The sequence below is a fragment of the Flavobacterium aquidurense genome (assembly GCF_002217195.1).
GTDB lineage: Bacteria > Bacteroidota > Bacteroidia > Flavobacteriales > Flavobacteriaceae > Flavobacterium > Flavobacterium frigidimaris.
This window is the reverse complement of the sequence record NZ_MUGR01000014.1, coordinates 232452-253196: the sequence shown is the minus strand read 5'-3', so window position 1 is coordinate 253196 and position 20745 is coordinate 232452. Positions and strand designations below refer to the sequence as shown.

The following is a 20745-nucleotide window of genomic DNA, read 5'->3' as shown; positions in this document are numbered from 1 at the left end:
TCTGAATAAACCCGACAGGTTTTAAAAACCTGTCGGGTCAATCTAAATCTATAAATTACAGTTTTTTAAATCGAATTGCTGTTCCTCCTGCTCCGCCTAAATGTAATTTTAATACATCTGAAGCTTTCACCGTTTTCTTAGAAATCGCTATTGCAGCCGGATTATGTGTTTCGTCTGTTCCTTCTGCATCAGCATAAATCTGCGCTTCGTAAGTTGCATTTGGATCTAAAAATGATAAAGCAACATTTACGTCTCTTGCCTTTTCGTTTGTGATTGTTCCTAAATACCAATCGGCACTTTTTCTGTCTTTACGAACTGTTGTGATGTATTCGCCAATTTTACCTTCTAAAACTTTTGTGTCTTCCCAATCTGTCGGAACATCTTTTAAGAATTGCAATGCCGGTTTTCCTTCGTAGTTTTCAGGAAGATCGGCCATCATCTGGATTGGGGCATAAATCGTTACATATAATGCCAATTGCTGCGCTGCTGTTCCATGAACTCTTTTTCCCGGATATCCTTGTTTTACCTCAACATCAAAAATTCCCGGTGTATAATCCATTGGTCCTGAAAGCAATCTGGTGAACGGAAGAATCGTCAAGTGATTTGGCGGATTTCCTTCGCTCCATGCGTTGTACTCTTGTCCACGAGCTGCTTCTCTTGAAACCATGTTCGGAAAAGTTCTGCGTTCTCCGGTATCTTTTATAGATTCGTGATATAAAACGGCTAAATCATATTGTGCTGCTTTTTCTAAAATATATCTGAAATAATTCACTCCAAATTGTCCGAAGTGCATTTCTTTCATATTTAATTTTGAACCTACGTGGCCAATTTTAACGGAATGAATTCCCAGTTTTTTGTACAATGCAAAACCTGCATCGACTTCTTTTAAATAATTAATCAGGTTTGAACCTGTTTCGTGATATCCGATTAATTCAACGTCTTTTTTCTTTCCGTATTCCACCACTTTTTCAAGGTCGAAATTATCTGCACTTTTAGTAAAACTGAACATGTGCATATGATTTTCATACCATTGTGGTGTCCAGCCTTTGTTCCATCCTTCGATCAGTAAATGATGAAATCCTTCTTTGGCAGTAAAATCGATATATTCTTCGGCATGTTTGGTTGTTGCGCCCTGAATATCACTTTCCCAAAAGGAATATTTCCCGATGTGCATTCCCCACCAAATTCCGAAATATTTATAGGGTTTGAAATAATTTGTGATGTTTTTTAATTTGTTGGGTTCGTTCAGGTTTAAAATCAAATAAGAAGTGATTAAATCGGCCGGAGTTTCGCCAATCTGAAGCGTTCTCCAAGAAGAGGTGAAAGTGTCTTTTACACGTACTTTTACACCATCAGCCCAAGGCACCAAATCAGATTTAAGCTGAGTTCCGTTTGTGTTGACCAAAGTCATACTCGCAAAATCAACCAGGTTGGCTTCATGAAAACTCAAGGCTAATCCGTTTTTGCTTTCGATGGTTAATGGAGTCAAAACGGTATCAAGTGTACTTACGGGAGCGTCTTTGAAAAGATATTCATCACGGTTTTCTCTATTTGCGGGAATCCACCATGCTTTTCCATCTTCTTTCAGGTTAAAAGTCGTTTTTTCATCCATAATGAAAATACTGTCTTTTACATTTTGTTTTGGATAGACGTATCTAAAAGCAATTCCGTCATCAAACGCGCGAAACTGAACTTCTAGCTTGCGTTTATTTCCGCTTTTTTGCTGTAATTGAACAGAAAGCTGATTGTAGTGATTTCTAATATTTTTCTTTTCTCCCCAAACTTGTTCCCAGGTTTCATCAAAAGTAGAGTTTTTCACACTTTTGATTTCAAAATCGGTACTTAAATTTTCATTTCCTTTTAACAAAAACCCCATATCTGATGCTGTAATCACTTCGGTTTTTCCGTGCGACACTGCATATTTTGGAGCGTTTTTTACTAATTCGAATTTAATTTTGTTTTGCCCGTTTGGCGATGCCAGTTCGTAAGCATTTTTATTTTTCTGACTGTATCCAATCGAAACTGAAAGGATTAAAGCGGGAAGAATGAGGTAATTTTTCATGATATTTTTTCTTAATTCATTTTTAATAAATCGGGTGTTGGCAAAGCTTTCACCCGATTTAAAAACTCAACAAAAACTTATTTTTATCCCTTGTTGGGATTTTTTTATTTTAAACACATAGAAACATAGGATTTTGTAGACTTAAAAAAGGCGTTTCACTTTGCATTAACACATCCCGATAGCTATCGGGACTATGTGTAAAGAAACTGGTTTCTTTTTCGTCTTCTTTTTTAAAGAATAAGAAACCTATGTTTCTATGTGTTTAATTTTTTTCACGCAGATTCGGCAGATTTTTAATTTTTAATTCTCAATTTTTAATTATTTTAATCTGTGCAATCTGTGGCAACCCTTTTTTATTTCACCCACTCTGTTTTCAGAGTCGTTTTTCCTTGAAATGGGTTTGACGTTACATCAAAATTATTTCCGTTTTTAGTTACTTTTATTTCTTGTACTGCATCACCGTCCGGTAAAAATACTTTGGCTGTCGCCGAAGTTGTTGTGTCGCTTGCGTATACTTTTAGGGTTAATTTACTCCAATCCATGTCTTTTGTAGATTGTGCTAAAGCGATGTGGGGCAAAGCTGTTCCGTCTTTTACTAAAACTATAATGGGCACTTCTCCGGCTGTGATTTTATGCCAGCCAGATTGGTATACTTTTTTAGTTTGATAATCAATCCAGGTTCCTTCCGGAAGATACACGTCTCTTTCCGTTACTTCTTCAAAAAGTGGTGCTACGAGCATACTTGAACCAAATAAATATTCGTTGTCTACTAACCATGCTCCCGGATCATTTGGATATTCTACAAATAAAGCGCGCATCATTGGCAATCCTTTTTGTGAACTTTCTTTGGCCTGAGCATAGATATATGGCATTAATTCGTAACGCATATTATCTGCTTTTCTAAATCCTTCCAGGAAATCTTTGCTGTACAACCAAGGTTCGCGTGGAGGTTCTCCGTGGCTTCTTACATGTGAGGTAAACATTCCGAAAGGCGCCCATCTTCTGTATAAATTCTCCGGTGATTTTGTTGCAAATCCACCCACATCATGACTCCAGAAACTGAATCCGCTTAGTCCTAATGAAAGTCCGCCACGTAATTCTGCCGACATTGCGCCGTTTGAGGTTTCAGAATCTCCACCCCAGTGTAACGGATAACGTTGAGATCCCGCCCAAGTACTTCTTGCCCAGATTAAAGTATATCCTTTTTCTTTCTGGGTAATTTCGGCTACAGCCTTATTATATCGTAACGGGTATAAATTGTGTTCGTAAAAACCTGTTCTTCCTGAATGGTAAATTCCGTCCGGCGGTGCTGCTTCTCCAAAATCTACTTTGAAAACCGAAACGCCCTGATCGAATAATTTTTTCAATTTTGCCTGATACCAGGTTACGGTTTCAGGGTTAGAGAAATCCAAAACGGCATCTTCATACGGAAGATTTCCTTTGCGGTCTCTTACGGCTAAGTTTTTTTCCATAATTTCAGGAAACAAGGTGTTTTTTGGTGTGAAATAAGGCAATTGCCATAAACAAACCTCAAAACCGTCCTTCTTTAAATCTGACATCATTTTTGTAGCATCCGGGAAACGAGATTTTGCAAACTCGTAATTGTTTCTCCAGTCTACGTCAAACCAACCGGTATCAAAATGAATAACGTCTGTTGGAATTTTATATTTGCGTAAATCTCTTGCAACGTCACGACCTTCTTTCTCAGAAAAATAAGTGATTCGGCTCATCCAGAAACCAAACGACCAAAGTGGTGGCATTGCTGCTTTTCCGGTCAGGTCTGTGTATTGATCTAAAATGTCTTTTGGTTCTCCGATAAAGAAAAACAAATCGGCTTCGTCATCACCAATATACATTTCGTTGGCACTTGAAAAATATTTTCCAAAGTCAACTGTAATAGGTGTTGAATGGTGCATGAAAACGCCGTAACCGCGACTGCTCATGTAAAACGGAATTGGTTTGTACATGGTTTCATTCTGGATTCCGTTGGCGTCATCCGTCCATAAAACTACTTTTTGCCCGCGTTTGTTGAATTGTGTAAAAGATTCTCCACAACCAAATATTTTCTCGTCTGGTTCTAAGCTAAAAGCCGCACCCATACTTCTGGAATAATCGCTGTTTCTGCGCACATACGAGAACGGAAGTGTTGGTGTATAGGTATTTTTAAAATCGGTATCGTGAAGCGTACTTGTCAGCAATTTTCCTTTTTCATCGTAGATTTTTACGTGCCAGGGTTTTGTCAGGATTTCAACTCTTCCGTGTTTACTTGTATAACTGTGACCACCTTCGATTTTAGAATATTTCCATAATTCAGGATGGTTTGGCGCAACGCCGTCAATCAGCATCAAAGATTCTTTTTGCGGATGAAATTGCGGTCCAGATGTTGTTTTGATACGAACTGTTCGATCTGAAACAAACTGAATTTCGAATGGCAAAACAGGAGATTCTTCGTATTCTGTTGTTGGAAATTCGTTTGCTTTTTCAACGTCTGGTTTCATCATCATATTGTTGAAAGCCTGACGCGTTTTATAGTTATATCTCAGATATTTAATCGTTCCTTTTCCTGTTGCAGGATCAAAAGCAGTCAATTCATCAGCAAAATAAAAGGTATTCAGATAATTCTGAAAATCCTTGCTGATATCTATCGGAGCATTCAGCACATCGGCGTTCTGGATTTGTGCGGACGCTTTTGGCGTTACAAGAAATCCAAACATGAAGGCAGAAAACAATGCGGTTAGTTTTGAGTTTTTCATTGGTTTAATTTATTGATGACTTTTATTCAAAATAATATTTTTAATACGTTGTGCCTGATTAGCAAAAAAATATTTAACACATAGAAACATAGTTTTTTTATCTGCAAAAAGGATACAAAAAGAAACACATTTCTTTCACATAGCTATGTATATTTAAATTAGTGAAACGCCTATTTACGAATTAACTACATCTATGTTTCTATGTGTTAAAACATTTGCCTCAATGATTATCTATTCTGCTGTAATTACAATTGTGGCCGGTTTTAGTCCATTTGCTTTAGCGGTTAATTCCAGTCTTCCCGTTTTAGTATCCGACTGAACAATGACCAAACATTTTCCTGCCAAAGCGGTATGTTTTGTTCCTTTATACGGTTCGTGACTTACCGGATCTCCGCTGCAAACTCCTACGATTTTTCCGTTTCCTTTTAATGAAAAGTTGATTTCGTTGTTTGCATTTGGTGCCAAAGTTCCTTTTGCATCGAGAATGTCTACGGTTACAAATGACAGATCATTTCCATCAGCTTTGATGGTACTTCTGTCTGCTGTTAGTTTTAGGTTTGATGGATTTCCGGCTGTTTTAATTTCGGTTTCCACAACTGTTTTTCCGTTTTTACGAGAGATTGCTTTTAGCGTTCCGGGCTGAAAAGGAATTCTCCACATTACATGCAGATCGTCTCCTTTTTTACTTCTGATGCCGACTGATTTTCCGTTAAGGAAAAGCTCCACCTCATCAGCCTTATTATAATAGGCCCAAACGTCAACGGTTTGTCCTGCTTTCCAGTTCCAATGCGGGAAAATGTGAAGGACGGTTTTGTCTGTCCATTCGCTTTGGTACATATAATAGACATCTTTTGGGAAACCGGCCAGATCTACAATTCCAAAATAGGAACTGATTGACGGCCATTCATAAGGAGTGGGTTCTCCGATATAATCGAAACCTGTCCAGATATACATTCCTGAAAGGAAATCGTGTTTTTTAATAACTTTCCAGGTCGCTTCGTGCGTAGAACCCCAAGGTGTCTGAACCTGATCGTAAGCAGAAACGGTGTTTCCTGCATTTCCTCCTTCAAATTTTTTATCCCAACTAACCGGCCATTTTTTTATGGTATCTGAAACAGCATCATAATAACCTCTTGTTTGCAAACCCGAAGTGGTTTCGGTTGCTATGAAAGGTGTATTTGGGAAGTTTTTTTGATGATGTTCATAAGTCTGATGCGCATAATTGTAACCAATTAAATCTAAAACTCCAGATGCTGCAAGTGGATTAATTTGGACGTTATTTTTTTCGAATTGTAAGGTTACGTCATCAATATTCATATTCACCGGCGGATTCATCGCTGCCGTCAAAGGACGTGTTTTATCGTACTGGCGCGTTATTGCGGCTAATTCTTTGGCAATTTCAACCCCTTTTTCATTCCATTGCTCCGGAATTTCATTACCAATACTCCAAACAAAAATACTTGGATGATTGCGGTCACGGAGCAATTGATCGATTAAATCTTTTTTGTGCCATTTGTCCCAATCGTTTCCGTAGTCGTATTTGGTTTTGGTTTGTTTCCACATATCGAAAGCTTCATCCATGACAATGAAACCCATTTTATCGCATAAATCTAAAAGTTCAGGAGCGGGAGGATTGTGAGAAGTCCTGATTCCGTTTACGCCCATTTCTTTCATGATCTCTAACTGACGTTCGATAGCGCGCGTATTAATCGCAGCTCCCAACGGACCTAAATCGTGATGCAGACAAACTCCTTTTATTTTCACCTGTTTTCCATTCAAAATAAAACCTTTGTTCAAATCAAATTTAAAATCCCTGATTCCTAAATTGGTTTTGTATTGGTCTACAATTTGATCGTCGACAGTAATTTCTGTTACGACTGTATACAATTCTGGTTTTTCAACCGACCATAAAACTGGCGTTTCGACCTCAGCGTTTTGTTTGATAATTTGATTGGCGTTGGCACCAATCGTTATATTTTGAGTAACCGATGTTACTTTGGTATCTTCTTTAAAAATAGTAGTGGTTACTGTTGCTTTTTTTGAAGCTGTATTTTGGTTTTGAATGGTCGTTTCAATGTTTACCAAAGCTTTTTCAGCAGTAACTTTTGGCGTTGTCACATAAGTTCCCCATTGTGCAACGTGTAATTTATCTGTGGTTTCGATCCAGACATTTCTAAAAATTCCTGATCCTGAATACCAGCGTGAATTGGGTTGTTTTGAATTGTCAACCTTTACAATAATTTCATTGTTTTTGTCTCCGTAATTTAAGTATGGAGATAGTTCATATTGAAAACCAATATATCCGTTTGGACGTTTTCCTAAATAATGTCCGTTGATCCAGACTTCGCTGTCTTTGTAAACGCCGTCGAAAGTAATTGAAGTTACTTTTGTACTGTCTTCAACGGCAACTTTAAATGTTTTTTTATACCAGCCTAAACCTCCGTTAAGCGCTCCGCCTCCGTATCCGGCAGGACTTTTTTCGTCAAATTTCCCTTCGATACTCCAATCGTGAGGCACGTTTAAGGTTCTCCATTTTGTGGATGCTCCAATAGTATCTTTGTCTATTATACTATCATTTAAATGAAAACTCCAATCTGAATTAAAAGAAACTTTCCGATCCTTAAATTTTTGATCGCCTGATGTTTTGCATGCTGTCATTAGAAGAAAACAAACAAAAAGCAATCCTATTTTTTTATATAAAGTAAGCTGAAGCATCATATTATAAATTTTAAAATAACCTGAAAGCAGTTCGATCGCTTCCAGGTTATTGTTAAACTAAAAACGGTATAAATTAAGGGATAATGTAATGGAAAACGAACCATTCATCTTTACCCGCATCGTAAGATGTTCCTAACCAAATACCTTTTTGAAGATAATCTTTATTGTATGCTTTTACTACTTTAATTGTATTCGTAGTTGGACTCATCCAGCTTTCTGAATTTTGAATTAATGTATCTGTTCCTAAATTAATCTCATTCGTTGCTGCATTTATGGTAAAAATTCCGGTAGTTACAACTCCATTTTGACTACGGGTATAATTTAATTTACCACCCCATTGGTCAAAACGTACCCATGAATTACCTGCTACAGCTGCCCAGCCAGGATTCCATCCCCAATCAGAAGAACTTGCAGCATTCACTGTCCAGCCTTTGCCTGCTGCAACCCAGTCAACTGGGTTTCCTGCTGCATCTAATTGCCATACTCTTCCTGCACCGGCCCCTCCGGTTAACATTGTTACCAATTCGCCGGGAGCAAAAACAGGATTATAGCCTTCGTCAAGAACGGGTTCTGTAACAGGCGGCACGTAGCTGTCTGCATAATCTTTCGAAACAAAATTCCAGATATACCACCAAGGTCCTTCGTTATTGGTTCTCAAAACAGCAATTCGCAGTTGATTTTCGGTAAGCGTTAATACTTTAATGTTTTCATTCCAGTTCGCTACGTTGGCAATATAATTATCCGGTCTTAGGATTGTTGTTCCGTTTGTACTTAAAGTATGCGCATTAATATCTAAGAAATAAGATCCGTTTTGAATCGTGGTTCCATCTTTTTCATGAACCGTCATAAAAGGTCCTCCTTCAAGGCTGAATGTCATATATCTTCCCCAATGCATATCAGCATCTGAACTTGAATTCGCATTTCCTTCAGGTTCCCAGTTTGGACTAAAATTACCCCATTCTACTACTTTGGAAGCATCTGCATACGACATGGCACCCGGAGCCAGGCCGTATTTACCAGTGTCCGCTACCCATGATTTCTTTTTGCCCACTCCGCCAGACAGCGCTGTCCAAAGAGGATCATTAACATAATTTAAGTTGTCCTGACTTACCACAATCGTTACGGGATCTAACTCTACAATACCACCGCCGGTTACAGCAGTAATTTTGATGGTATAACTGCCTTTAAAAGCATATTGTACACTTTGTACTGCTTTACTGGATTTTCCTGTAACATAATCCCAGTTTAATACCACTCCTGGAGTTGTATTTTTCAGTATTACGGTGTTTCCACCCGCATCGACTGTTAAATCCTGGGTAATTTCAAAATGTATATCCGATTTACTCATCGGGCCGTCCAAAGTATAGGTTTCCGGTGAACAAGATGATACTAGCATTAGTGCTGTCATCAAAAATGATGTAATTAATACTTTAATATTTTTCATTTCTTTCCTTTTTAAGTTAAAATTACCAACCTGCATTTTGCTTCAACACTCCGCCCGATAATGTGATCTGAGTATTCGGAATTTGCTGCAGTCCTTTTGTAGCCTGAATTTTAGCTGCTGAAATTGTTTTTGTTCCGGAAACGCCACCACTTAACAAGGATGTAGTTTCTGCGATTGTTCCGGAAGCTTTTCCGATACCCTGACGCAATAAATCCCAATATCTCACTCCTTCAAGGGCAAATTCTAAATGTCTTTCGTTCATGATATTATCATAATTCACCGGTAAAGACGTAAAGTTGTCTTTGTAGGCTCTTCTTCTAACATTGTCGAAATAAGTTTGCGCACTTCCGCTGCCTAATTCTGCTGCCATTAGTAAAACATCTGAGTATCTCAGGACAACATAATCCTGAAACTGACCTATATCCCAATACTGGCTTCCCATAACAAGAGACATATCTTTTCCGTCTTTGTCTACCATTGGCGAATATTTCTTGTTATAATAACCTGTGTATTCTCTTTGATTATTGATCTTATCAAATTTTATTTTTTCTTCATTAATGCCAATTACGGTTGCTACACGTCTTGTATCTGTTGCTGTATAAGCGTTCCATAATTTAGAATTTACCGTAATTCCCCATCCGCGACCATAAGGATAAGACGAGAATTCTCTCATCCCGAACATTACTAACCAATGGTTACCATCTGTGTTTCCGTCATAGTCACTTGTATAAGTATATTTAATAGAGAAAACCGTTTCTTTATTACCTTCCCCTGCATATTTATCTACCGAAGCTGCCGGCCATAAAGTAGAAAAATCATCTACTAAACCGTGACCACTTGATGCAATAACGTCTTCAAGATGTCCTAATGCCTGTGTTTTATTGACAACACCGGCTAAATCTGCTTTTCCGTAATATCCTGTGTAATACAAATAAACGCGTCCCAATAAAGATTTTGCCGCCCATTTTGTAATACGTCCGCTAGTTGTGGCAGCATATCCCGTACCCGGCAAATTGTTTGAGGCAAATACCAGATCTTCTGCGATTACTTTATAAATTTCCTCAGGCGCTGCCTGAGGTATGTTTTCAGATGAAGGTGCGGTCAACAACGGTACACTTCCCCATAAACGTGCCATCTCAAAATAAATATAAGCTCTAATAAATTTAGTTTCTGACTCGTAGGTGTTTTTTAATGTAGTATCTCCTTTCCAGTCGATCTGATCGATTTTTGACAAGAAGACATTACAACGATAAATGGCTTTGTAATAAGCAATCCAGTTTGCATTCAGCAAATCTACATCTGAAGGAGAACGGCTAATATCAAACTCATCTATAGCAGCGTAGTTGTAAGGATCTGAATTACCGGTTCCTCCAAAACAATCGTCAGACATTACTTCGCTTATCACGGGAATTCCCAGTCCGCTTGCTCCGGTAGCTACTTGCAAACCATCATAACAGCCTACTAATGCTGCATAAGCATCATCTGTTGTTTTATAAAAATTAGTATCTGTTTGCTGTACCAGAGGTTCTGTTTCTAAACTACAAGAACCCAAAGACAATAAACCCAAACAGAATATATATAGATATGTATTTTTCATCTTTTTATTTATTAAAGTTTAATATTTAATCCCAACATGAATGTTCTTGGTCTTGGGTAGTATCCTACGTCAACACCTGATGAAAACTTTTGGTCATCATTTGAAGAACCAAATCCAATTTCAGGATCCATACCATTATATTTTGTGAAAGTATAAAGGTTCAACACTGAGAAATAAACTCTGAACTGACTCGCAAAAAAAGGTTTAGATTGTCTCATTTTCGCTAAATCAAATCCTAATGTTACGGTACTGATTCTCAAGAAATCCCCATCCTGAACATACAGATCAGAAAATTGCGTAAAGTTTCTATTGTCTTCCGTAACTCTTGGCATTGTGTTCGAAGAGCCTTCTCCGTGCCAGCGGTCTAATATTGCTGAAGTATAATTTCCGTAAGCCCCTGCCTGATTTCTATACGATTGCACGATTTGATTTCCTGCTACACCATTTGCCATAACAGAGAAGTCAAAAGCTTTATAGCTGCCTGATAAAGAGAAACCATACGTAAAATCCGGATTTGGATTTCCGATATTGGTTTTGTCAGTTGCATCTATTTTATCATCACCATTAGTATTTACATAAATAAGGTCTCCGGGAGCTGCAGTAGGCTGTAATACTACACCACTTGCTGATTTATAATTGTCTATTTGTGCCTGATTCTGAAAAACACCACCTGTTTTATATCCCCAGAAATATCCTAACGGCTGTCCGTTTTCTGCTCTGTAAAATTCACCGGCATTGTCATAAAGTTCATTGTTTAATCCGTGAATAAGACCATCGATAGTTGGTATTTTACCTACCTCGTTTTTATTATAAGCTCCGTTTGCACTGATGCTGTAATTAAAATCGCCAATTTTATTTTGGTAATTAAGACTTAACTCCACTCCTTTATTAACAACATCTCCACCGTTGATAAATGGCGCATCTGCTCCTGCAGTCGCCAAAATAGGTGCCAGGACCAACCAGTTTTTATTCGTTTTTTGGTACACATCAAAAGTTACATTCAATGCATTGTTTAAAAATCTTGCATCTAAACCAAGGTCAATCTGCTCTGAAGTTTCCCATTTTACATTTGTGTTGGATATGTTTTGAGGATAAGATCCCGGTGTCTGAACTCCTTCTTCATTACCAAAATTATAGTTCGTATTATTTGATTTAATTAATGCTAAATACTGAAACGACCTGATACTCTGATTACCAACCTGCCCCCAACTTGCTCTTAATTTAAGGAAATTGAATACTTTTGAATCTCTTAAAAACTCTTCATTTGAAGCTACCCAACCTCCGGATACTGAAGGAAAATAACCCCATTGATTTCCCGGAGCAAATTTTGAGGAACCATCTGCTCTAAGCGTTGCATTAAATAAGTACGTTTCTTTATAGTTGTAGTTTAATCTTCCAAAATAAGACATCAGCTTATTTTCTTCTTTTTTGCCCTTAATTGCAATTTTAGCCCCGTCTTTGTTTGTCGTATTATCGATCCAGGCATGTTCTAAATCATTAAACACAGAATCTGCATTTGTCACTTCTATAGAGGTTCCATCATAGTTGATAAATGATGTCCCTAACATGGCTTCAAGATGATGATTCTCACCAGCATTAAATTTATAAGATACCAAGTTATCCCATGTAATACTCTTATTTTTGTTCATGTTTTGATTTACCTTATCAAAAGCTGTGTTGGCATAAATAGACAATTGGTATTTAGGAGTGTATCCATGTCCTTCTGACACATAATAATCAAGCCCTAAAGTAGTCTTGAATGTTAAGTTTTTTATAGGTTCAATTTGCAAATAAACATTCCCTAATAATTTCTGATTGTTGCTTTCATTTTGATTCGTGTACTCCATCACGGCATAAGGATTTGCTGTACCTGCTAACCACGGTTCTGTGCTGTTTGTGGTATCAAAATAATTTCCGTTTGCATCGTACATTGGTAATAATGGCGCAACCTGAAAAGCACTTCTTAAAGAGTTGTTGTACTGATTACCAATACCAATACCATTTTTGTCTACATAAGCAAAGCTTAAATTCTGACCTATTGTAACCACATCTTTATATAATTTATGTTCTGAATTGAATCTGAAATTATAACGTTGATAATTTGAAAGGTCTTTTCCTCCTACAACTCCTTCTTGTCCTAAGTAGGATAATGATGTAGAATAAACAGAAGTATCTGAACCTCCCGAAGCACCAAACGAGAAGTTTTTAGTAGCGGCATTATCCGTTAACATTTTATCCATCCAGTTTGTTCCTTTTCCTAAGCCGGCAATTTGGCCGTTAGTAAAATAAGGCGTTTTACCGGAGTTTACTGCTGCTTCATTCAATATAGTAGCGTATTCAGTTGCGTCTAATAAATCTACTTTTCTGGCTACTGATTGCACACCGTAATACTGATCGAAAGTAATTTTTCCGGGAGCACCGCGTTTTCCTTTTTTAGTAGTTACCAAAACAACTCCGTTTGCAGCCTGAGAACCATATATTGCTGCAGAAGCCGCATCTTTCAGAACCGAAATAGATTCGATATCTGAATTGCTCAAATACGAAATATCACCGGTAAGGATTCCGTCAACTACATACAGCGGACTACTTCCTGCTACAGATCCCACACCTCTGATCACCACTTTCATCGCTTCTCCGGGCTGTCCTGAAGTAGATGTAATCTGAAGTCCTGCTGCCTGGCCCTGAAGCGCCTGCAGTGCATTTGTAGTATTGGTTTTGGCCAGATTATCACCGCTCACCTGTGTAACAGCATTGGTAACCAATGTTTTCTTTTGTGAACCGTAACCAATAACAACCACCTCTTTAAGGTCTGCCGCCTCTGTTTGTAAAGTAACAGTAATGGCTTTTTGAGCGCCAATGGTTACACGCTGTGTTTTAAATCCCATAAAACTGATTACAATCACGTTGCCTGTTTTTGCTTCCAGTTTAAAGTTTCCGTCAAAATCCGTCGATGTTGCTGTTTTAGTTCCTTCGATTGCAATGGTTGCACCCGGAACTCCCATACCATCATCTGCTGATTTTACATTTCCGGTTATAAATTGGGATTGCTCCTGTGCAAAACCGGACTGCATCATAAATACACTAAGCAACAGCGCCATACAAAACGAGAGCGGTGTTGTTTTAATACAATGTTTGCTTTTCATAATAGTTAAGAATTGGTTTAAATTATAGTTAGTTATTTTTTACCTGCTTAATAGGCATTTGAAATGATCTGTTCGAATAGTTCTCTTTCGCTACTATTTTTCCTGCTACGTTGCGATTTTCATCATACCATTTAAATGCTAACGGGTTATCACTATCTCGTCCTTCGAATTTTATAGGATCTATATTTTTAAAGTAAGTTTGGTTGGTTGTACTCATTCTTATTGTTTAATTTGATTTTTCTATTCCTGATACAAATCCTGATATTGAGAAATCAGTTTCTTGTTTGGTTCAATTCTCTAAACATTGCAATTCCTGAAAAACCTGATCGGGAGAATTGCAATATTCAAAACCGTAAGCGGTGCTTTTTGCTGCACCTGAAGTATAATTCTAAAGTCGTGTGTGTAGTGTTGGCAAAAATTTCCCTGAAAACCGGACTCAAAAACAAGTTCGGATTTCCGGCACGAACTACTAAATCAATTCCTAAAAAAAACATTTGGTGGTATTTAAAGTTAGTTATAGATTTGTCCTTTTTAATCTTATAGTCAAACTGAACTTATCTTATGGTTATTTTGACTACAAGTGTAAAACATTTTTTCTATATTAACAAAATATTAGGGTTATTTTTTTCCGATTCTGATTATTAGAACTAAATTATTATTGATACCATAAAATTTTAATCTAAATGGAATAAAAAAATATTAAAAAAATAATGAATTAGCGATTTGACAATCAAGCATTTAAGAATAACCGTTTTAAAACATCATTTTTAGTCAAATTACAAATGATTGATTACCAGAAAATTGTTACGTTAAGAAAAATATAAAGCTTTTACGAAGTCAACTAAACATTTTATTTATTTAATTTGTCAAAATTTAAAATAACGCATGGTTAAAAATACAGAGGACGATTCAGCTTTAAAAAGCGAGCAAACCGCAATGAACGCGATCACGATTGACTGTGTGATATTTGGATTTGACAAAGGAAGTCTCGAAGTGCTTCTTGTTCAGCACGGAGAAGGAATCAGTAAAGGAAAATGGGGTCTTCCGGGAGGATGGATCTATAAAAAAGAAAGTACTGATGATGCGGCCCACCGTTTATTGAATGAACTTACCGGGCTTGACAATATTTATCTGGAACAATTGAAGGCTTTTGGTGATCCGGACCGCTTCCCGCTTCGACGCGTTATCACGATTGGATATTATGCTTTGGTAAAACGGGAAGATTATAACATTAAAGCTGGTTTTACGGCCTCTGATGCAAAATGGTACAAAATCAACAGCATTCCTGATTTGATTTACGATCATAACGAAATTTTAGAATATAGCTTAAAACATCTTCGAAACAGGGTACGTCAGGCTCCTATTGGATTCAATCTTTTACCGGAAAAATTCACTCTGTTGCAGTTAATGCATTTGTACGAAGAAATTTTAGGAATTGAGATGGATAAATCTAATTTCAGACGAAAAATCCTGCATATGAAATTATTAGTTGCTTTAGACGAGAAACAACAGGATGTTTCGCACAGAGCCGCTAAATTATTCAAATTTGATCCGGAAATTTATAATAAACTTACCGAAAAAGGATTCAATTTTGAATTTTAATACTCTTTTATAAATACATAAAATGAATCTTTTATCTTCTAAAAGCAATCCCGAAAATGATAGTCCGACTGCTCATGCAATTGACGGAATCACAATTGACTGCGTTATATTCGGGTTTAACAAAGAAAGTCTCGAAGTGCTTCTGGTACAGCATGCCGGCGGAGAAAGCATTGGAAAATGGGGACTTCTTGGCGGATATATGAAAAAAGAGGAAAGTGCTGATGACGCGGCACAACGAATTGTATCTGAACTTACCAGTCTTGACAACATTTATTTAGAGCAGCTAAAAGCGTTTACGAATCCGGATCGTGTACCGGAAAGACGAGTGGTCACCATTGGTTATTATACTTTGGTGAATCGCGAGGATTATAATATAAAAGCCAGTTTATCTGTAATTGAAGCAAAGTGGTATAAAATTAATACGATTCCTGATCTGATTTTTGATCATAACGAGATTCTGAAATTCAGTCTGATGCAACTGCGCAATCGCGTTCGTCAGGCTCCTATTGGTTTTAATCTTTTGCCTGATAAATTTACCTTGTTGCAATTGATGCATTTGTATGAAGAAATACTGGGAATCGAACTGGACAAATCTAATTTTCGCCGAAAAATACTGCACATGAAATTATTGGTAGCCTTAGACGAAAAACAGCAGGACGTCTCGCACAGGGCGGCAAAATTGTACAAATTTGATGCTGATACGTACAAAAAACTAACCGAAAAAGGGGTTAATTTCGAGTTTTAAAGCTTGTTTTAAATCTCAGATTCCAACTATATAACAACTACATTCCAGAATCCAAAACTTTGCGCTATCTTTGCGCCTTAATAACATGCTCTAAGGCAATCCCTACAGCGCAAATTATACCCTGAAATTACTTAAAACTCGTTTAGAGAATTGATATATTAAAATGAAGAAGATACGTAACTTTTGCATTATTGCACACATTGACCACGGTAAAAGTACATTGGCAGACCGCTTATTAGGCGCTACACAAACCGTTACAGCTCGTGAAGAAAAAGCTCAATTGCTTGACAACATGGACCTGGAGCGTGAGCGTGGAATCACTATTAAGAGCCACGCCATTCAGATGGAATATACCTATAAAGGAGAAGAATATATTTTAAATCTTATTGACACTCCCGGTCACGTTGACTTTTCATACGAAGTTTCACGATCTATTGCTGCCTGCGAAGGCGCACTTTTGATTGTGGATGCTGCGCAAAGTATTCAGGCACAAACGATTTCGAACTTGTATCTTGCTTTAGAAAATGACCTGGAAATTATTCCGGTTCTGAATAAAGTTGATTTACCAAGTGCTAATCCGGAAGAAGTTAGTGATGATATCATTGATTTATTAGGATGTAAACTGGAAGATATTATTCATGCTTCAGGAAAAACAGGTTTTGGTGTTGAGAATATCTTAGCTGCCATTATCGAAAAAATCCCGCCTCCGTCAGGAAATGTTGATGAGCCGTTACAGGCTTTGATTTTCGATTCGCATTACAATCCGTTCCGTGGAATTGAAGTTATTTTTCGCGTGAAAAACGGAGAGATCAAAAAAGGGCAAAAAATTAAATTCATGGCTACCGGCAATGAATATTTTGCTGACGAAATTGGAACTTTAAAATTAAACCAGGTTCCTAAAAATGTTATTTCTGCAGGTGATGTTGGTTATTTGATTTCTGGAATTAAAGAAGCCAAAGATGTAAAAGTTGGAGATACTCTGACAGATGCCAAAACGCCGACTACTAATATGATTACAGGTTTTGAGGATGTAAAACCAATGGTATTTGCCGGAATTTATCCTGTAGATACTGAAGATTATGAGGATTTGCGTTCTTCTATGGAAAAATTGCAACTAAATGATGCTTCGCTAGTTTTTACTCCTGAAAGTTCTGCAGCCTTAGGATTTGGTTTCCGTTGCGGATTCTTAGGAATGCTTCACATGGAAATTATCCAGGAACGTTTAGAGCGTGAGTTCGACATGACTGTAATTACTACAGTTCCTAACGTTTCGTACCTGGCGTATACCAAAAAAGATCCTGAAACTCCATTTGTTGTAAACAATCCTTCTGACTTGCCTGAACCTTCCCGTTTAGACCGAGTGGAAGAACCTTATATCAAAGCAACCATCATTACAAAAGCTGACTTTGTTGGAAACGTAATGAGTCTTTGTATCGAAAAACGTGGTGTAATTACCAACCAGACCTATTTGACTACTGAACGTGTTGAATTGAATTTTGACATGCCATTGGCAGAAATTGTATTCGATTTTTATGATCGTCTGAAAACAGTTTCTAAAGGTTATGCTTCTTTTGATTACTCTCCGATAGGAATGAGAACTTCGAAACTGGTAAAACTGGATGTTCTTTTGAATGCTCAAACGGTTGATGCACTTTCTGCATTGATTCACGAAGACAACGCGTATAACATTGGTAAAAAAATGACCGAGAAATTACGCGAGTTAATCCCAAGACAACAATTTGACATTCCGATTCAGGCTGCAATTGGTGCTAAGATTATTGCTCGTGAAACCATTAAAGCACTTCGTAAAGACGTTACCGCAAAATGTTACGGTGGTGATATCTCCCGTAAACGTAAACTGCTTGAAAAACAGAAAAAAGGTAAAAAACGTATGAGACAAGTAGGAAACGTAGAGATTCCTCAGGAAGCGTTTATGGCTGTTTTGAAATTGAACGATTAGTCTTTTTATTTTTAGAAGAAAGAATAAAGAGAATAGATTATAGAGAAACCCGATGACGAAAGTTATCGGGTTTTTTGTTTGGAAAAAGACAGATTTCATACCATTATCCTACGATTATCCATCATTAATAATAAAAATATCATAACAAATCTTCAAAAATAAACACGTAAACACCTACTAAAAAGTAGGATTATTAACTCAATAACTTCATTTTTAATCCTATTGATTGCTTTCATCAAATTTTTAAGAGTAAAAACATAATTTTAATCTTACAACATTTAAAAGCAATTATTATGAAAACTAAATTTTTTGTTATTTTATCGATGCTAACTTTTTCATTTGCCAATGCGCAACAGGGTGAGGTCGACTCTGAAATGAATTCAGCAAAAGGAATAACTTTTGAAAAAGGCGATATGTTCCTTGAGGGTTCTATCAAAATTAGCACAGGCGGCGACTCGGATTATTATGGATTTAGTCCAAAATTTGGGTATTTACTAAGTGATAAGTTTGCCGTTGGAGCAAAACTAAATTACTCTAGCGAAGAAGTTGAAGCTACCAGAGTAAAAACAAATGTATTTGGAGTGGGTGCTTTTGCCCGTTACTACTTTTTAGAACTGGATAAAAAACGTTTCAAAGCTTTTGCTGAGGCTGGTTTAGGATACGGACGTAATAAAATCGAAACTCCGCCAAACAGTGATACCAGTAACAGCGTTACGGCAGACATTACTGTTGGACTGAATTATTTTGTTACCAAAAATATCGCGGTAACTTTTACATTAGCGAATGTATTAGCCTACAACAGCGTTGCGCCTGAAAATGGTAAATCATCAGATACTTTTAATTTGAACATTAATTTATTTGAAAACATTTTCGACCAGCCTCAATTTGGACTTTTGTACAGATTCTAGATTCGTATCGAGCAAATACTAAAAAAGCTGTCTCAATTTGGGACAGCTTTTTTGCTTTCTTTAAATTTCATCCTTTGTATCTTTGAACCTTACTAACTCAGTAACTTCAAAAAAAAATGTTGGACGAAACCCCAAAACGATTTGACCGTATTGTCGCGATTCTTATTCAATTGCAATCTAAAAAAATTGTAAAAGCACAAGAATTAGCAGATCGTTTTGAAGTAAGCCTAAGAACTATTTACAGAGACATTAGAACTCTTGAAGCCTCCGGAGTTCCCATTTATAGTGAGGCGGGAGTGGGTTATGCTTTAATGGAAGGTTATCGCTTACCTCCCGTTATGTTTACGCGCGAAGAAGTCAGCAGTTTTATCGCGGCCGAAAAACTAATGCAGAAATTTACTGATCCATCCCTTGGGTCACACTATGCCGCAGCGATGTACAAACTGAAATCTGTTTTGAGAAGTACTGATAAAGACTGGCTTTCGACTATAGAATCAAAAGTGGTTATGCAGACTTCCGGACCGCAATTTCCTGATAAATCGCCCAATACCCTGACACTTTTATTTGAAAGCATTGCCGAGAAAAAACAAATAATCCTTTGTTATAAAACTTTAGAAGCCGAAGAAGCAAGCTATAGAAACATTGAACCTGTGGGGGTTTTTCATGACAATAACAACTGGTATTTTCTGGGTTATTGCCATCTGCGAAAGGATTACAGACAATTTAGAACAGACAGGATTCACGGCATTCAAAAAACCGAATGCCATTTTACCATAGAACATGATTCCCTGGAAACCTACCTGAATAAAACGGAAACCATCCCAACTACAAAAGTCCGGATTCTGGTTTCGAAAAAAATTGTCAATTACCTTCGCTACGAACAAAAATATCACGGTTATGTTTCTGAAATAGAAGTCGACGATCAGATCGAAATGACCTTTATGTCGCGTGATATCCAGGAAGGTTTTCCGCGTTGGTTTTTGATGTTTGGGGACTATGCCACTATTCTGGAACCGGAAAAACTTAAAATAAGAACGCTGGAACTTGTTGAGAGTTATATAAAAAGACTCTCATAAAAAAACTCCCAAAAGAAGAATTTCAAGTTCATCTCTCAGGAGTTTTTTTATTTAGCCAATCTTCAAAAATACTATCTTTCCCAGAAAAAAGGAGGCTCAATTCCTAACGCTCTCAGATATACATATCCTTGTCCACGGTGGTGCACTTCATTATCAACAAAATACAATACATTCTGGATCACCGGAAATTCGTACTGGCCAAAAAGATTAAAGTTTTCATTAAAATCTTCAATCGATAATTTCTCCCAATACGCATTGATCTCTGCTGTTGCTTCGTCCCATTTTTCAAGATATTGCGCTTTAAAAATCAGTTTTTCTGTCTCTTCAGTAAAAGGTTTCACTTCTTTATTCACAATTCCTTTTAGTCCGGGAACTGCAATAGCCAAAAGTTCATCTGTCATTTTAGAAAAAGTTCTCATTCCTCCTATCGAAAATTCAAAAAAGTCTTTTTCCGGAAACGCTTCAATCACGCGACGTGTAAGAGCGCGATGACCTTGCCAGTGTTTCAATAAATCTTCAGGAGTAATCACTTGTGCAGCTAATGTTTTCATAGTTTTAAAGTTTTATATTTTTAATACTTCAAAAGTATTTAGGGCCGGTGACAACAGTTTGTCAGCAGGAAAAAAAAAAAAAATTAAATACTTTTTCATTTCCTGCTATAGAGTCACACAGCAATACCTCTCACACAACGTAAACTCATTATTTACCATCAACCAAACCCTAAAGATTTTTAAAAC

Annotated in this window: 13 protein-coding genes; 5 read left to right on the top strand and 8 right to left on the bottom strand. The window is 37.1% G+C overall.

Going from position 1 to position 20745, the window contains the following annotated elements; all coding sequences use genetic code 11:
- Positions 1-55: 55 nt before the first annotated feature.
- The 7 genes from B0A67_RS08280 to B0A67_RS08250 form a co-directional block, all read right to left on the bottom strand.
- Positions 56-2062, bottom strand: a complete 2007-nt coding sequence (locus B0A67_RS08280) for a glycoside hydrolase family 97 protein (protein WP_072956977.1) — start codon at positions 2060-2062, stop codon at positions 56-58.
- 353 nt (positions 2063-2415) lie between these two features.
- Positions 2416-4815, bottom strand: coding sequence for a glycoside hydrolase family 31 protein (locus tag B0A67_RS08275; RefSeq protein ID WP_072956980.1), 2400 nt, complete (start codon positions 4813-4815; stop codon positions 2416-2418).
- Between the two features lie 231 nt (positions 4816-5046).
- Positions 5047-7530 carry a glycoside hydrolase family 2 TIM barrel-domain containing protein gene (locus tag B0A67_RS08270; RefSeq protein WP_072957908.1) on the bottom strand — a complete coding sequence of 828 codons (2484 nt, stop codon included), beginning with the start codon at positions 7528-7530 and terminating at the stop codon, positions 5047-5049.
- Positions 7531-7606: 76 nt separating this feature from the next.
- Positions 7607-8977 carry a hypothetical protein gene (locus B0A67_RS08265; RefSeq protein WP_072957911.1) on the bottom strand — a complete coding sequence of 457 codons (1371 nt, stop codon included), beginning with the start codon at positions 8975-8977 and terminating at the stop codon, positions 7607-7609.
- Positions 8978-8999: 22 nt separating this feature from the next.
- Positions 9000-10574 carry a RagB/SusD family nutrient uptake outer membrane protein gene (locus tag B0A67_RS08260; RefSeq protein ID WP_072956983.1) on the bottom strand — a complete coding sequence of 525 codons (1575 nt, stop codon included), beginning with the start codon at positions 10572-10574 and terminating at the stop codon, positions 9000-9002.
- Positions 10575-10585: 11 nt separating this feature from the next.
- Positions 10586-13717, bottom strand: a complete 3132-nt coding sequence (locus tag B0A67_RS08255; protein ID WP_072956986.1) for a SusC/RagA family TonB-linked outer membrane protein — start codon at positions 13715-13717, stop codon at positions 10586-10588.
- A gap of 28 nt (positions 13718-13745) precedes the next feature.
- A complete protein-coding gene (locus B0A67_RS08250; protein WP_072956990.1) occupies positions 13746-13934 on the bottom strand; it encodes a hypothetical protein in 189 nt (62 codons plus the stop codon).
- A 668-nt stretch (positions 13935-14602) separates the two neighbouring features.
- On the opposite strand from B0A67_RS08250, the gene B0A67_RS08245 reads away from it, so the two are divergent.
- The 5 genes from B0A67_RS08245 (at position 14603) to B0A67_RS08225 (ending at position 20008) form a co-directional block, all read left to right on the top strand.
- Positions 14603-15319, top strand: coding sequence for an NUDIX hydrolase (locus tag B0A67_RS08245; protein WP_072956994.1), 717 nt, complete (start codon positions 14603-14605; stop codon positions 15317-15319).
- Between the two features lie 22 nt (positions 15320-15341).
- Positions 15342-16064: an NUDIX hydrolase gene (locus B0A67_RS08240; protein ID WP_072956997.1), complete on the top strand. Its 723-nt coding sequence runs from the start codon at positions 15342-15344 to the stop codon at positions 16062-16064.
- A 163-nt stretch (positions 16065-16227) separates the two neighbouring features.
- Positions 16228-18024, top strand: a complete 1797-nt coding sequence (gene lepA, locus B0A67_RS08235) for a translation elongation factor 4 (RefSeq protein ID WP_072957000.1) — start codon at positions 16228-16230, stop codon at positions 18022-18024.
- Positions 18025-18317: 293 nt separating this feature from the next.
- The gene (locus tag B0A67_RS08230) at positions 18318-18932 is read left to right on the top strand and encodes an outer membrane beta-barrel protein (protein WP_072957004.1); all 615 of its coding nucleotides are present in this window, start codon (positions 18318-18320) and stop codon (positions 18930-18932) included.
- Between the two features lie 116 nt (positions 18933-19048).
- Positions 19049-20008 (top strand): helix-turn-helix transcriptional regulator, encoded by a 960-nt coding sequence (locus tag B0A67_RS08225; RefSeq protein WP_072957007.1) that lies wholly within the window; start codon positions 19049-19051, stop codon positions 20006-20008.
- A gap of 71 nt (positions 20009-20079) precedes the next feature.
- Here B0A67_RS08225 and B0A67_RS08220 read toward each other — a convergent pair whose 3' ends face one another.
- Positions 20080-20559 carry a DinB family protein gene (locus B0A67_RS08220; protein WP_072957010.1) on the bottom strand — a complete coding sequence of 160 codons (480 nt, stop codon included), beginning with the start codon at positions 20557-20559 and terminating at the stop codon, positions 20080-20082.
- Positions 20560-20745: the final 186 nt, after the last annotated feature.